This window comes from Luteibacter sp. (assembly GCF_036499525.1).
In the GTDB taxonomy this organism is placed as follows: domain Bacteria; phylum Pseudomonadota; class Gammaproteobacteria; order Xanthomonadales; family Rhodanobacteraceae; genus Luteibacter.
Genome location: NZ_DASYDO010000023.1, coordinates 1 through 14,768, shown reverse-complemented (window position 1 = coordinate 14,768; position 14,768 = coordinate 1). Strand labels below are relative to the sequence as shown.

Annotated in this window: 14 protein-coding genes; 2 read left to right on the top strand and 12 right to left on the bottom strand. The window is 66.2% G+C overall.

What is annotated here, in order from left to right:
• Positions 1 to 31: 31 nt before the first annotated feature.
• The 11 genes from tilS to VGM71_RS04665 form a co-directional block, all read right to left on the bottom strand.
• Complete coding sequence (gene tilS / locus VGM71_RS04715) at positions 32 to 1,321, bottom strand: tRNA lysidine(34) synthetase TilS (RefSeq protein WP_331542665.1); 1,290 nt, start codon at positions 1,319 to 1,321, stop codon at positions 32 to 34.
• Complete coding sequence (locus VGM71_RS04710) at positions 1,318 to 2,061, bottom strand: NYN domain-containing protein (protein WP_331542664.1); 744 nt, start codon at positions 2,059 to 2,061, stop codon at positions 1,318 to 1,320. Before VGM71_RS04710 ends, tilS begins: the two co-directional genes overlap by 4 nt.
• 254 nt (positions 2,062 to 2,315) lie before the next feature.
• Positions 2,316 to 3,275, bottom strand: coding sequence for an acetyl-CoA carboxylase carboxyltransferase subunit alpha (locus VGM71_RS04705; protein ID WP_331542663.1), 960 nt, complete (start codon positions 3,273 to 3,275; stop codon positions 2,316 to 2,318).
• 144 nt (positions 3,276 to 3,419) lie between these two features.
• On the bottom strand, positions 3,420 to 6,965 hold the full coding sequence (dnaE, locus tag VGM71_RS04700) for a DNA polymerase III subunit alpha (protein WP_331542662.1): 3,546 nt from the start codon (positions 6,963 to 6,965) through the stop codon (positions 3,420 to 3,422).
• Between the two features lie 83 nt (positions 6,966 to 7,048).
• Entirely contained in the window at positions 7,049 to 7,633 is a 585-nt protein-coding gene (locus VGM71_RS04695; RefSeq protein ID WP_331542661.1) for an NUDIX hydrolase, read from the bottom strand.
• A 26-nt stretch (positions 7,634 to 7,659) separates the two neighbouring features.
• Positions 7,660 to 8,550, bottom strand: coding sequence for a 5'-3' exonuclease (locus VGM71_RS04690; RefSeq protein ID WP_331542660.1), 891 nt, complete (start codon positions 8,548 to 8,550; stop codon positions 7,660 to 7,662).
• Positions 8,547 to 9,113, bottom strand: coding sequence for a nitroreductase (locus VGM71_RS04685; RefSeq protein WP_331542659.1), 567 nt, complete (start codon positions 9,111 to 9,113; stop codon positions 8,547 to 8,549). Before VGM71_RS04685 ends, VGM71_RS04690 begins: the two co-directional genes overlap by 4 nt.
• 119 nt (positions 9,114 to 9,232) lie before the next feature.
• Positions 9,233 to 9,784: a DUF3106 domain-containing protein gene (locus tag VGM71_RS04680; protein ID WP_331542658.1), complete on the bottom strand. Its 552-nt coding sequence runs from the start codon at positions 9,782 to 9,784 to the stop codon at positions 9,233 to 9,235.
• A gap of 5 nt (positions 9,785 to 9,789) precedes the next feature.
• Complete coding sequence (locus VGM71_RS04675; RefSeq protein WP_331542657.1) at positions 9,790 to 10,161, bottom strand: hypothetical protein; 372 nt, start codon at positions 10,159 to 10,161, stop codon at positions 9,790 to 9,792.
• The gene (locus VGM71_RS04670; protein WP_331542656.1) at positions 10,158 to 10,781 is read right to left on the bottom strand and encodes an RNA polymerase sigma factor; all 624 of its coding nucleotides are present in this window, start codon (positions 10,779 to 10,781) and stop codon (positions 10,158 to 10,160) included. The genes VGM71_RS04675 and VGM71_RS04670 overlap by 4 nt, the downstream gene beginning before the upstream one ends.
• Before the next feature lie 99 nt (positions 10,782 to 10,880).
• Positions 10,881 to 11,348: a hypothetical protein gene (locus VGM71_RS04665; protein ID WP_331542655.1), complete on the bottom strand. Its 468-nt coding sequence runs from the start codon at positions 11,346 to 11,348 to the stop codon at positions 10,881 to 10,883.
• A 169-nt stretch (positions 11,349 to 11,517) separates the two neighbouring features.
• Between VGM71_RS04665 and sufT the strand changes: the two genes are divergently transcribed.
• Positions 11,518 to 12,075 carry a putative Fe-S cluster assembly protein SufT gene (gene sufT / locus VGM71_RS04660; protein ID WP_331542654.1) on the top strand — a complete coding sequence of 186 codons (558 nt, stop codon included), beginning with the start codon at positions 11,518 to 11,520 and terminating at the stop codon, positions 12,073 to 12,075.
• A 12-nt stretch (positions 12,076 to 12,087) separates the two neighbouring features.
• Here the strand turns inward: sufT and VGM71_RS04655 are convergent, their stop codons facing one another.
• The gene (locus VGM71_RS04655; RefSeq protein ID WP_331542653.1) at positions 12,088 to 12,540 is read right to left on the bottom strand and encodes a DUF4279 domain-containing protein; all 453 of its coding nucleotides are present in this window, start codon (positions 12,538 to 12,540) and stop codon (positions 12,088 to 12,090) included.
• Between the two features lie 236 nt (positions 12,541 to 12,776).
• On the opposite strand from VGM71_RS04655, the gene VGM71_RS04650 reads away from it, so the two are divergent.
• The gene (locus VGM71_RS04650) at positions 12,777 to 14,579 is read left to right on the top strand and encodes a M4 family metallopeptidase (RefSeq protein WP_331542652.1); all 1,803 of its coding nucleotides are present in this window, start codon (positions 12,777 to 12,779) and stop codon (positions 14,577 to 14,579) included.
• The last annotated feature ends 189 nt before the right edge of the window (positions 14,580 to 14,768 follow it).

The following is a 14,768-nucleotide window of genomic DNA, read 5'->3' as shown; positions in this document are numbered from 1 at the left end:
GCCGCAAAACTAGCTCACACGGCCGTTTCAATCAATCGTCGCGATGCCACACCGGTCGTCCGCCGGCCGCGTCGAACAGTGCTTTCCCTTCGTCGTTCAGCCACTTGTCGGCGACGGCGATCAGGCGGCCGCCGACTTCCATGAGGGGGATGCGCGGACGTTCCCATGGGGGCACGGCGTCTTGCTGGAACAGGTCGCGCAGCTCGCGGGTATGGCGGTCGCCGTGCGGGCGCAGGGATTCGCCGCCCTGGCGGTAGCGTACGGTCAGGGGGGAGTCCAAACGCCCGGCTGTAAGCGACAGCGTTCCACCGCCCGGCAGGTCGAGCCGCTCGCCTCGCCAGGGGGCCGACCAGCCCTCGTCGAGGCTGGGGCGGCGACGCAGGGCCCACATCCGGCCACGCCAGACCCGTACTTCGGTATCGGCCCAGCCCACCAGTGGCAGGCGTTCCGCCGAGGCTTCGCGAACCTGACGCTCGAGCGTTTCGCGTTGCGCCGTGGTCGGTGCGGAAAGCCCCGCCGCATGCAGCCAGTGGTCCAGCAGCGGTGCGCGCCATGCGGGAGGAAGTGCCAGCCAGCCCGCCGCATCCAGCGTGCCGCGCTCGTCGCGGAGCTGGACAAGCGCATCCATCCATCCCTCGCGCAGGCTGTCCGCGGCCTCGCCGCACAGGCGGGCGCTGTGCGCGATGCTCACCGCGGCCTGCGGCCACTGCGAGGCCAACGCCGGAACGACGGTACCGCGCAGGTAAACGCGAGCGATGCGCGGGTCGTCGTTCGACGGGTCGTGCACGGTATCCAGGTCGAATTCGGCGATGTGGTCGAGAAGGGCGATGCGCGGCAGGCCGAGCAGGGGACGCCACATCAGCCCTGCGCCCAGCGGGCGACATGCACGCATCCCGGCAAGTCCCTCCGGCCCGGCGCCGCGCAGCAGCTTGAGCAGTACCGTCTCGACCTGATCGTCGCGGTGGTGCGCCAGCACTATGCGCTCGCCCGGCTTCAGCACGGCGGCGAAAGCCGCACGGCGAGCGCGTCGCGCGGCCGCTTCGACACCCTCTCCGCGAGTGAGGTCGACCGTGACGCGAATGGCTTCGAACGGCACTTCCAGCGATTCGCAGAAGCGTCGGCAGTGCAGGGCCCAGACGCCGCTCTCCGCATGCAGGCCGTGGTCCACGTGCAGCGCGCGGAGCGCCGGTCGCGGGGAGCGTGTCGCCAAGGCGTGCAGCAGGGCAGTGGAATCAGGGCCGCCGCTGTAGGCCACGACAAGCGCCGCCTCACCTGCATCGTCCAGGGCGCGGTCGAGGTGGGCGGTGAGGCTCGAGCTCATTTGCTCCGCGGCTTGTTACGCACGAACGGGTGCTTGCCGTTGCCGATCTGGCGGTCCTCGATGTCGAACAAGCCGATGGCGTTGATGAGGCCGCTGAACTTCGAAAAGCCGTAATCGCGCGAATCGAAGTCGGGCGAGCGCTTGTTGACGATGCCGCCGACCGTGCTCAACGCAGCCCATCCGTTCTCATCGGAGGAGGCGTCGATAGCGTTGCGCAGCAGGTTCATGAGCTTCGCATCGCCGCGCAGTTCACTCGGGGTTCGCTTCACCTTGGGCTCTTCCGGCTCGCTCTCTACGGTGCCGACGAGGCGATCGGTATAGATGAACTTGTCGCAGGCCGAAACAAAGGGAAGCGGCGTCTTGCGTTCGCCGAACCCGTAGACGATCAGGCCCGCTTCGCGGATGCGCGAGGCAAGCCGGGTGAAGTCGCTGTCGCTGGAGACGATACAGAAGCCGTCGAACCGGTCGGCGTAGAGAAGGTCCATCGCATCGATGATCATCGCCGAGTCGGTGGCGTTCTTGCCCGTCGTGTAGGCGAACTGCTGGATCGGCTGGATGGAATGGTCCAGCAGGGCCGACTTCCACCCGTTGAGGTTCGGACCCGTCCAGTCGCCGTAGATGCGCTTCACGTGCGCCGTGCCGAACTTCGCGACCTCGGCAAGCAGCCCGTCGACGATGGCCGGGCGCGCATTGTCGGCGTCGATCAGTACAGCGAGCTTGGCGGCGACGTCGTTGGCCATGGAGCGCTCCGGATGCGGCAGTTCCCGCATGGTACTGCGGCCCGGCTACGAATTATCAGCCGGCGAAATTCAGTTCGATCGCGATGCCTGCCGGGTCCCTCGTGAGCACCTGGACCTCACCCGAGATGGGTATGTGCTCGACCTCGTAGCTCACGCCGTGGGCATCGAGCCGCGCAAGGGAAGCGACGCACGCGCTCGATCATGGCTTCCGAAGCGCGAATGTTCACATGCGCAAGACCCGTGATCGCCATGGCTCAGCCCTCGATGAAGGCGCCGTAGCCTCGCAGGCGCTGATAACGCTTCTCCAGCAGTTCCTCGATCGGCATGGCCTCGAGTTCGTCGAGCTGGTTGAGCAGAACCGCCTTCAGGCGGGTCGCCATGGACTGCGGGGCGCGGTGTGCACCGCCCAGCGGTTCACGGACGATCTTGTCGATCAAACCGTTCTCGAGCAGGCGCGGCGCGGTGAGGCCCATCACCTCGGCGGCGTCCCTCGCCTTGTCGGCGCTCTTCCAGAGGATGGACGCACAGCCTTCCGGCGTGATCACCGAATAAGTGGAGTACTGCAGCATCAGTGTGCGGTCGCCGACGCCGATGGCGAGCGCGCCGCCGGAACCGCCTTCGCCCGTGACCGTGCAGATGATCGGCACGCGCAGTTCGGCCATCTCGAGCAGGTTGCGCGCGATGGCCTCGGACTGGCCGCGTTCTTCGGCATTGATGCCGGGCCACGCGCCCGCGGTGTCGATGAAGGTGAAGACGGGAATGGCGAACCGCTCGGCCAGCTTGAACAGGCGCAGCGCCTTGCGGTAGCCCTCCGGACGGGGCATGCCGAAGTTGCGCTTGACCTTGGTCTTGGTGTCGCGGCCCTTCTGGTGGCCGACAATCATGATCGAACGGCCGTTGATGCGCGCGAGGCCGCCCACGATGGCCTGGTCGTCCGCGAACATGCGATCGCCCTTCAGCTCATGGAATTCCTCGGACATGCCCTGGATGTAATCCAGTGTGTACGGGCGCGCCGGATGGCGCGACACCTGGCTGATTTGCCACGGGGTGAGATTGCGGAAGATCTCCGCCGTCTTGATCTTCAGCTTTTCGCGCAGACGAGCGACTTCCTCGTCGATGTTGAACGCCTGACCGCTGCTGGCATGGCGCAGTTCTTCGATCTTGGCTTCCAGTTCGGCGATGGGTTGTTCGAAATCGAGGAAGTTGGGATTCATGAAGTCGCGGGATCCGGGCAGGACCGCTGATTATACCGAGTGGCGGGCTGGGTGGTGTGCGTCCGGGTATGGATGCCCGGACGTGGCCTAAGTGACTGAAACGGCTTGAGGTTAATGAGACGTAGCCGGGGGCGTGTGCGGTTCTCAGTCGGAAGGGCGCACCATGCGAAGTTCGGTGCCGAGTACGCCCGGCAGATTGCGCAGCGTGCGTAGCAGGTCGGGCAGGGCGCGCACGCGCCAGGCGTCGCCGAGTTCGAAGCTGGCCTGGCCCGTGTCGTTCCGGTAGCCCGCAAGCAGCAGCGGCGTGCGGCCGCCGCGGTAGCCCATCAAGGCCTGGCGCAGGTGTTGCGGGAAATCGGGACCCACGCCGTTGAGCTTTACCGTGAGCAGCTTGCCGAAGTGCTCCATCGCGTCGGACAGGGCATAGGCCTTGCGCGCACGCAACTGGTAGCCGCCGGCGAAATCGTCGATGCGCAGGCCGCCCTCCACCACGATCAGGTTGCCGCGCGTAAGCAGTGGGGCGGCATCGGTGAACACTTCGCGGAAGAAACTGGTTTCCAACAGGCCGGTAGCATCCTCGATCTGCACGAAGGCGTCGCTATCGCCACGCTTGCGCATGCCGACCACCATGCCGGCGACAGTCCAGGGCGTTTCCGGGCCGCGGCGGAAGCGACTGGCGTTTTCGTCGTCGTCGCCGCGCCGCGGCTTCGGCGGCTGGTAGCGCTGCGGTATCTCGCCGATGGGGCAACTGGACAGCTGGCTGAGTTCGGCCTTCCATGGATCGGTGGGGTGGCCCGACAGATAATGGCCAAGGGTGTCGTGCTCACCCTGCAACACTTGTTCGAGTGGCCACTCGGGTACCGAGCCCGACAGTTCGATGATGCTGGGCGCCTCGGCCGCACCGAACGCGCTGCCGAAGATGTCCACCTGTCCCGAGGCACGGTTTTTCGCTTCCTGGTCGGCCGCGCGCATCGCCTCGGGAATGTGCATGAGCAGCGTGGCGCGGTTCTCGCCCAGCGCATCCAGCGCACCGGATTGCACCAACGCTTCCATCGTGCGCTTGTTGAGCTTGTTCGAACCGACGCGCTGGCAGAAATCCACCAGGCCACGGTACGGGCCGCGCGCCTTGCGCTCGGCCACGATCTCTTCGCAGATGCCTTGGCCCACGCCCTTGATGGCGCCAAGGCCGTAGCGCACCACTTTCGGTTCCACCGCTTCGAACATCCACTCGGAGGCGTTCACGTCCGGGGGCAGCACCTTGATGCCGATGGCGCGGGTTTCGTCGAGGAAGGTTACCGCCTTCTCGGTGTTGTCCATGTCCGACGAGATCGTCGCGGCCATGAACTCGGCGGGGTAGTGCGCCTTCAGCCAGGCAGTCTGGTATGAGACCAGCGCGTATGCAGCGGCATGCGACTTGTTGAAGCCGTAGCCCGCGAACTTCTCCATGAGGTCGAAGATCGCGTCGGCCTTGTCGCCGTCGATCCCATCCTTCGCGGCACCCTCGCGGAACGTTGCGCGGTGCTTGATCATCTCCTCGGGCTTCTTCTTGCCCATCGCTCGGCGCAGCAGGTCGGCGCCGCCAAGCGTGTAGCCGCCGACGATCTGCGCCATCTGCATCACCTGCTCCTGGTAGACCATGATGCCGTAGGTCTCTTTCAGGATGGGCTCGACGCGCGGATCGGGATATTCCACCGCTTCCTTGCCGTGCTTGCGCGCGCAGAAACTGGGGATGAGGTCCATGGGACCCGGGCGATACAGGGCGACGAGGGCGATGATGTCCTCGAAGCGGTCGGCCTGGGCATCCTTGAGCATGCCCTGCATGCCGCGCGACTCGAGCTGGAAGACGGCGACCGTCTGCGCTTTCTTCAGCAGGTCGTAGACCTTGGGATCGTCCAGTGGCAGCGACTCGATCACCAACGGTTCGACGCCTTCACGTTCGCGCCGCTTGTTGATCGCCTTCACCGCCCAGTCGATGATCGTGAGCGTGCGCAGGCCGAGGAAGTCGAACTTCACGAGGCCCACGGCTTCCACGTCGTCCTTGTCGTACTGGGTGACGACGCCTTCGCCGCTCGGTTCGCAGTACAGCGGCGCGAAGTCGGTCAGCGGCGTGGGCGCGATCACGACGCCGCCCGCGTGCTTGCCGGCGTTGCGCGTGAGGCCTTCGAGACTCAGGGCAAGGTCGATGAGCGTGCGCGGCTCTTCCTCGGTCGCATAGATGTCGCAGAAATCCTTGACGATGCGATCCGACTCTTTCTTCGACTTCTCGGAGCGGCCGAGCGCGTCGGACAGCGTGAGGTCGAGTGGACGGTTGGGAATGAGCTTCGCAAGGCGGTCGACCTGGCCATAGCCCATGCCGAGCACGCGGCCGGAATCGCGCAGCACGGCTTTCGCTGCCATCGAACCGTAAGTGATGATCTGGCTGACGTGGTCGCGGCCGTATTTGCGCGCGACGTAGTCGATGACCTCGTCGCGGCGGTCCATGCAGAAGTCGATGTCGAAGTCGGGCATCGACACGCGTTCAGGATTCAGGAATCGCTCGAACAGCAGTTCGAACTGGAGCGGGTCCAGGTCGGTGATCTTCAGCACCCAGGCCACCAGCGAGCCGGCGCCCGAACCGCGGCCTGGACCTACCGGGATGCCATTCTGCTTACCCCAGTTGATGAAGTCGGCAACGATCAGGAAGTAGCCAGGAAAACCCATGCCGATGATGACGTCGACCTCGCGGTCGAGCCGGGCCTGGTAATCGTCCAACGTCTTGCCGGGCGCGAGCGGGTGCGTGGCCAGCCGCTCGTCGAGGCCCTTCTGCGCCTGTTCGCGGATGAAGGTGTCGAGCGTATGGCCTTCGGGTACCGGGAAGTTCGGCAGGTAGTACGTGCCGAAGGAAAGCTCGAGGTTGCAGCGCCGGGCCAGCTCAATCGTGTTCTCCAGCGCTTCGGGAATGTCGGCGAACAGCGCCTCCATGTCCTCCGGCGACTTGAAGTACTGCTCCTCGCTGTAGTCGCGCGGGCGCTTGGGATCGGCGAGGACGCGGCCCTGGTTGATACAGGTGCGCGCCTCATGGGCTTCGAAGCCTTCACGTTCGAGGAAGCGCACGTCGTTGCTGGCGATGACCGGCAGGGCGTATTCGCCAGCCAGGGCCATGGCGGCGCGCACCCAGTTCTCCTCGTTCTCACGGCCCGTGCGGGTGAGCTCGAGGTAGAGACGGTCGGGGAACAGCCGCCGCAGCGCTTCGAGGCGCTGGCCGGCGGCCGGCAGGCCCGCGCCGAGCGCGACTCGCCCCAGCTCGCTCTCGCGGCCGGCGATGGCGATCAGGCCGCGCACGCTCTCCGGATGCATCCAGGTCGCCTCAACCAGCGCGCGGCCGCTGCCCTGGCCTTCGCGCCAGGCGCGCGAGACGAGGCGCGAGAGGTTCAGGTAGCCGTCGCGGTCCTGGCAGAGCAGGGTGAGCCGCCAGGGGCGCGGATCGTCGGGGCTGGACACCCAGATGTCGCAGCCCGCGATGGGCTTGATGCCCGCCGCCGTGCACTGCTTGTAGAACTTCACCAGGCCGAACAGGTTGTTCTCGTCCGTCAGTGCGACGGCAGGTAACCCCATGCGCACGCAGGCAGCGACCAGCTGCTTGATGCGGATGGTCGAGTCGACCAGCGAATATTCGCTGTGCAGGTGGAGGTGGGCGAAGCGGACGGACATGGACGGCGCCTGGTTAGGCCATTGGGAAGGCTACCCGTGGGCGCGGGACAGGGCAAGATTGACAGGTGGCGAAAGACGCCGGGTCAGCGCATGTGCGCGTCGGGATGCTCGATGAACCACAATCCAGCGAAAAGCTTCGCGTCGATCGAGAAACCTTCCTTGGCGCGCTCGAACAGCCAGCGGCCGGCTTCCGCGCGCGGAACTTCGTGCACCACGATGTTTTCGGTCTCGTCGCCACCACCATCGCCGACTTTCACGAGATCCCAGGCGCGGGCGAACGCGATCAGCTCCGTGCTCATCCCCGCCGACGACGGGCCTTCATGCACGAACTCGATGCGGCCGCAGGCGTAACCGGTTTCCTCTTCGAGTTCTCGCCGCGCCGCCAGCAGCACGTCCTCGTCTTCGGAGCCGGTGATGTCGCCGACGAGCCCCGCCGGCATCTCGATGGTGTTGGCCCGGATGGATACACGGTACTGCTCGACGAACACCACCTTGTCCTCCGGCGTGACCGCCAGGATGATCACCGCGCCGCCGGGGTTGTTGCGCACGGCGTATTCCCAGCGGCCGCGCTTCTTCATCGTCAGCCACTTGCCCGTGTACAGCGTCTCCTCGGGCGCGGAAGCGTCGTCGGGGATGGGCGAGGCGTGCGGCAGCGGGCGATTATGCATGTGCGACTCCTACAGGGTGCGATGGGTCAGATCAGGGCTTTCAGGCGCGTGCGGGTCAGTGGTCCGAAGCGGATCCTCTCGCAGAGCTCGTCAACGGATGCGGCGTCGCCAGCGCGACGGCTGAGCGCATCGGCTGTCTCGGCCACGGCGATGTCCAGCGCGATGCGCGTCAGGCGGCGGCAGAGCAGGGCCTGTTCCGCATGCTCGCGCAGGCGCGCGGCACAGGCGGCGGCACCGCGGATACGCAGGTACGGAACCTCGTCGACGCGTTCGAGGACGGCGTCGAGGCTGCCGAAATGCGAGAGCAGCGCCGCAGCTGTCTTCGCCCCGATACCTGGTACGCCCGGGATATTGTCCACGGCGTCGCCGCACAGGGCGAGATAGTCGGCCACCTGGTGCGGATGCACGCCCATGCGGTCGAACACGCCGGCCGCGCCCCAGCGTACGTTCTTTGCAAAGTCCCACTGCTCGTCGAATTCGCCGAGCAGCTGTCCGAAGTCCTTGTCCGCCGATACGATCACGCCGCGGAAGCCGTGCGAACGCAGTCCCCACAACGCGCTGCCGATCAGGTCGTCGGCTTCGTACTGGTGATCGTTGAGCACGGTGAGACCGAGCGCGGCCGCGATCTCGCGACACAACGCGAACTGTCGCACCAGCTGCGGCGGCGGGAGGTCGCGGTTGGCCTTGTACGCGGGATAGATCGCGTTGCGGAACGAGGTGGTGAGCGAGGCGTCGAATGCCACCGCGATGTGTTCCGCACGGCTGCACTCAAGCAACTCGCAGAGGAAGCGCGTGAAGCCGTGCACCGCGTTGACCGGCTCGCCGTCATGGTCGTGGAACTCGTCCGGCATCGAGTGCCAGGCGCGGAACACGTAAAGGCTGCCGTCGACCAGGTGGACGAGCGAATCGCCGCTCACGGTTCCCACACGCTGGCGACGTCGTCGTACGACGGACGATCGCGCTCGGGCGCCTCCATCGCGGGCGTGCCGACGTGGATGAAGCCGACGACGTGTTCGCTCTTCTTCATGCCGAGCAGCTTCGCCACGTCGCGATCGTAGGCCGCCCATCCGGTGAGCCACTGCGCGCCGTAACCGAGCGCCTGCGCGCCGAGCAGCAGGTTGTAGGCGACGCAGCCGGCGGCGAGTGTCTGCTCGATCTCGGGCACCTTGCTCTCATCGTCGATCTTCGCGGAGACGACGAGCACCAGCGGCGCGTGGTCGTAGCGATGCCGCTCCTTCTCGCGCTTGGCCTCGGAAAGATCGGGGTTTGCTTCCTCCGCGATCTTCGCCAGCTTGCGACCGAAGGCAAGCTTCGCCTCGCCGCGAAGGATGCGGATGCGGAAGGGAACCAGTTTGCCGTGGTCGGGCACGCGCAGCGCCGCCTCGATCAGGCGGCGGAGCGTGGCGTCATCGGGCGCTGGCTCGCCGAGTTGGCGCGAAGGCACCGAGCGGCGTGCATCGAGGAAGGCGAGATCGGTCATCCGCCCAGTTTACCGGACCCGGCTTTGCGTAGGTGCGCGCCTGCGCGCGACAGTTTTTCGCGGAGAGCAGCAGGACCTGTGGCTCACGGCCCCAAAACATGTCGCGCGCAGGCGCGCTCCTACGGATGGCTCGGGGGCGGACGGTGGTCGTCCGCTGGCGGGGGCAGCGCGTCGTTCGGGCCAAGATGGTCGACGGCCTCGCGCCTCTGCTCGGGCGACTGGCTTTCCCACTTGTCCATCAGCGCCTGGCGCTGGGCCGGCGGAAGCGTGCGGAAGCGCTCGAAGGCGTCGTGCAGCTTGTCCCGCTGCGCCTGCGACAGATCCTGGAACTTCTGCCGGTTCCGGCGCGCCTCGGCGCGTTCCTCGGGCGTCATGTGCTGCCAGCGCTCGATGCGCTCGCGGATTTCCGCGCGGCGTTCGGGCGGCAGGCCTCGCCAGCGCTGCGCCTTGTCGAGCATCTTCGACTGGCGTTCCGGGGGGAACGTGTCCCAGTCGTGCGCCAGTGGGGCCAGGATGTCCTTTTCGTCGGCCGTCAGCGCTTTCCAGGGGCGCGGCGCGGGCATCGGAGCCTTCTGCTGGCCCGGAGGCGGGAGCGGACGGTCCTGCGCCGGTGCGGCAAATGGTGCCGTCAGGGCGAGTAACAGGGCGAGGACGAGCGGAGCGCGGCGCATGGCGGTCACTTGCGGGAAGAGGACGGAGTGTCGTTGTAGGCCAGCCAGCTATAGAACTGGAGGTCCTTGTAGAGCGCCGGATCGGCGCTGTCGGCATCCGGCGGCAGGTCGTTCGGGTCGTTGTCGCCCGGCTGCGCCACCACCGTGGGCGCCGGCGGACCGCCGCCCGGCTGCCAGACCGTCAGCGTGGCCAGGGCCAGCACTGCGAAGGCACCGGCGGGCAGGAGCAGGCGTCGCGCCGTGGAATGGTGCGGAGGGGCCAGCGCCGCGCGCCGCGCGGCACGCAGGCGGCCGGCGGTGGCCGGACCCACGTCCCGGCTGGCGCGCAGGTACAGGTCCCTGGCGCGACGTTCGAGTTCCCGATCGTGCTGGCTCATCGCCATGCCTCCAGTTGGTCGCGCAACGCGTGCATCGCGCGCGAAAGATGGGTCTTCACACTGCCGTCGGAGCAACCCATGGCCGCTGCCGTCTCGGCGACGTCCAAGCCTTCCATGACGCGAAGCATGAATGCCTCACGCTGGCGGCGGGGCAGGTTGCGCAGGGCCGCGACGATGTCCGCGTAGGCCTGCGAATCCTGCAACCGCGCCGCGGGGTCGGGACTGTCGTCGGCAGGCTCCCACTGCGGGAGCTCGTCGCCGTCGTCGTCCCTGCCGCCGCCCAGCCATCCCACCACGATCGAGCGTACCTTGCGGCGACGCTGCAGATCGACGATGCGCCGGCGCAGGATGCCCCAGAACAGCGGCGTCCATTCGCCGGCCGGCTTGTCCCCATAGTGCTGAACAAGCCTCATCATGGCGTCCTGCACGGCGTCCAGCGCATCCTCGCGGTTGCCCAGGTGGATCTCGGCCATGCGCCAGGCCCGCCGTTCGATGGCCGCAAGGAAGGCGTCCATGTTCGCCGGCACCTCGCGCACTCCCTCGAGCGATGCGCTATCGAGCGTGAGCGAGGCGTTCACCGCCTTCTCCGCATCGTTGGTCTCGGCATCCTCGTGCTCCATACGACCTGGTTCACTCCCGGTAAACGCGGTCGGCGACCGCCGGTTGACTGCCCGTTCGACGCAATATCTTCCGGGCATTGATATTTATAGGTTATGAAGTCAGTTAGGGCGACCGCCGCGGGTCCGCAACGGCCACGCCATCATCGCGGCGAGGGCTGCGCCGCTCAGGGCGAGCGCCACGTCGCCCGGTCCCTGAGCCAGGCGCGCCAACGCGAGGAGCATGGCGGGTCCCGCATCGGCTATTGCCTGGGCCAGCCCGATGCCCATCATGCCGGAAATCACCGCGGCGGCCACGAGGCAGGCGGTATAGACCGCGGCCAGCAGGGTGGCGCCGGCTGCCAGAACAGCGCCCGCGATGCCCTGGAAGTGCAGCCAGCGGCGCACGACCATGCCAAGTACCCAGCCCGCCGGCAGCACCAGGGCCGGAAGGGCGCGGCCGAACATCATCGACGGCAGCATCCAGACCGCGCCCACGGCCAAGCCGAACATCGCGGCACAGAGCACACCGAAGAGGAGGCCGAGGAGCCGGAAACGCGCGGTCTGGGGAGGTTGGCTCGGATCGGGCATCAGTTCAGGGAGGCGGGCAAAGCGGGCATGATAGCCGCCGTGACAGTTTCGCGCTCTTGAGCCCGCAGGCCGCAGCCCCGACGTAAGACCCGTAGATGCTTACCCCACCCCGGGCGCAAGCGCATAATTGGCAACTTTGCGGCCGCGCCCCGGCCTCCACAGGACAGCAATGAGCGGTTTCAGCCTCAGCAGCGAGCCTTTCACCCTGGAACGCGACTGCCCGGCGGTCATGGTCCCGCAGGGCGAGACGGTGACGCTTCCGGCCGGGCAGATCGGTTACATAACTCAGGCCCTCGGTGGCAGTTTCACCGTGTACGTGGAAGGCAACCTGTTCCGCATCGCGGGCAACGACGCCGACGCGCTGGGCAAGGAGCCGCCGAAGCCGATCGAACTCGAGGACGATGCCTCCGACGACGACGTCGAGAAACTGGTGTGGCAGCAACTGCGCACCTGCTTCGATCCGGAGATTCCCATCAACGTGGTGGAACTGGGCCTCGTCTATGACGTGAGCCTGGAATCCGGCGACGAGGGTGGCCGCAAGGTCTACGTCAAGATGACCCTCACCGCCCCGGGCTGCGGCATGGGCGACATCCTCGTCGACGACGTGCGCACCAAGCTCGAAATCATCCCCACCGTGTTGGAAGCCGACGTCGACCTCGTCTTCGATCCGCCGTGGAACCACTCGATGATGTCGGACGCGGCGAAGCTCGAGACAGGGATGCTCTGAGGTGGCGTGACCTCAGCTTTCGGGCGACGCGGATGGAACGATGCCGACGCCAAGCGATGCGTTGTAGGCAGCGACGGCTTTGATGCTGACCGGCGAACAAAGGCAGTCAGGTACTTCCTGGCCATACATGCGCACGTGCAAGCCCACGTGTGCATCCAGTTCGAGCGAGCGGATCGCATCGACGAGCTCCTCCCGGTGTGGGACCAGTACCGCCAGCAATTCCGAGAGCGGACCGTCCAGCATGTAGGTGCGTTGCCAGGGCAGCTCGATACACCAGCCGTTTGTCCGGCGTTGCAGTTCCGATGATGCGATGCTTTCGCCTTTCTGCCACGTTATCGCGCCCGGCAGATCGATCTCCGTGAGCAGCCTGTCCAGCACGTGCCGTTCCGATGTCAATCGGAACGCGGCACGCACGGAAGGCGTAAGGCGCCGGAGGTCGGAGTCGATGTCGGAGGGGTCGCTCATCCGCTGTCCTTTCGCAGGTTCATGTGGTCCTGGTGTGCCTAGCATCGCGTTTTTCCGGGGCCTAGGGAAATCCCTAGGTAGTCGACCGCTAGATCTTGCGATAGGTTGACTGAGACTTTTCGTAGGGGCGAGAGGTCACAACGGGCATCGCGCTACGGCGCGAACTTCATATCGTTCGGAATGTGGTCCCACGGCCGCAATGGCTTCGTGCGGCCCATTCCAGGAGGAGGAACGTCATGGCAAGTCATGTTCGCTTGAAACTCCTGGCCGCTTCGCTGGCCATCGTCGCCGCATCCACGGCGGGCGCAGCCACCCAACAGGCCCTGCGCGCGCAGAACCTGGGCGCCACGCCAACCCCCCAACTCGCCTCGCGCCTCGGCCTCACGGCCGATTACGGCTTCGTGGCGAAGACCTCGGCCGCCACGGTTCGCGGTACGACCACGGTGCGCTTGCAGCAGACCTTCAAGGGCGTGCCGGTTTTCGGCCAGAGCATCGCGGTGGAGCAGGACGCGCAGGGGAATGCGCTGGTCGCCGATGGCGTCGTGTCGTCCGATTTGCAGGTGGATATCGCCTCGGTGACGCCGCGGTTCGACAAGACCCAGGCAGTGGCGCTGCTGGTCAAGCAGTCCAGTTCATTCGTGAGCGGGCTGACGAAGCCCGAGAGCAGCAAGGCCGATCTGTACATTTACCCGCAAGAAGGTGCGCCGGCCCGGCTCGTGTACCTCACCTCCTTCTTCTCGGGCGGTGAGCACCCGAGCCGCCCGACCGCGATCATCGATGCGAACACCGGGCAGATCATCGAGCAGTGGGACGGCCTTGCCTACGCCAACGCCACCGGCCCAGGCGGCAACCCGAAGACAGGTCAGTACACCTGGGGCGCCAACGGGCTTCCCTATCTCAACGTGACGCAGTCGGGCACCACCTGCACCATGCAGAACACCTATGTGCGCACGTACAACATGAACCATGCGACCTCGGGTAGCGGCACGCTGTGGAGCTTCACCTGTCCGAACTCCAACGGTTCCCCGGCCAACGGCGCGTATGGCCCGATCAACGACGCCCACCACTTCGGTGGCGTGGTGCACGACATGTACCTGGCGTACATGAACGTACCGCCGTTGGACAACAACCAGGTGCTGATCATGAAGGTGCACTACGGCACCAGTTACGAGAATGCATTCTGGGACGGCAGCTCCATGACGTTCGGCGACGGTGCCAGCACGTTCTATCCGCTGGTGTCCCTGGATGTGACCTCGCACGAGATCAGCCACGGCTACACCGAGCAGAACTCGAACCTCACCTATAGCGGGCAGTCGGGCGGCATGAACGAGGCGTTCTCGGACATGGCCGGTGAAACCGCCGAGTACTACGACCGTGGTTCCAACGACTGGCTCGTGGGTTCCGAGATCTTCAAGGGCAATGGCGCGCTGCGTTACATGCAGACGCCTTCGCAGGACGGTGCATCGATCGATAACGCCAGCCAGTACTACAACGGCCTGGATGTCCACTATTCCTCCGGTGTCTACAACCGGGCGTTTTACCTGCTGGCGCACAAGACGGGCTGGAACACGCAGAAAGCGTTCCAGGCGTTCGCCCGCGCCAACGCGTTGTACTGGCAGGCCAACTCCACGTTCAACAGCGGCTCCTGCGGCGTCGCCACGGCAGCCAACGACCTCGGCCTCAGCTCGGCGGACGTCGTCTCGGCGTTCACCACCGTTGGCGTGAGCTGCTCGGGCGGCGGTGGCGGCACGGTGTTGCTCAACAAGACGGGCCTGTCGGGCGCTAGCAACTCCGTCGTCAACTACACGGTCTCCGCAGCGGCAGGAACGCTGACGGTCACCATGAGCGGCGGAACCGGCGATGCGGACCTGTACGTGCGCCGCGGTTCGGCGCCGACCACGTCGACGTATACCTGCCGTCCGTACCTCACGGGCAACAACGAGACCTGCACCATCAGCGTCTCGAGCGCAGCTACGTACTACATCCAGGTCCGGGGTTATTCGGCCTACTCCGGTGTTGCGCTGAAAGCCGTGCAGTAACGGCGTAAGCGATGTGTAAGCGGAAGGCCCGGGCGGCGACGCCCGGGCTTTTTTACGTGCGCCCGGCAGGGCGCACCTGCTAGGAGGTGAAAGTCCTCTACCCACCCGGCAAGGGGAAGGGTTAGCCAGAGGCAAGGGCGATTCGGGTGACTGGTCGTCTGAAGGAAGCCCGAGGCAAAACGCTGGCCT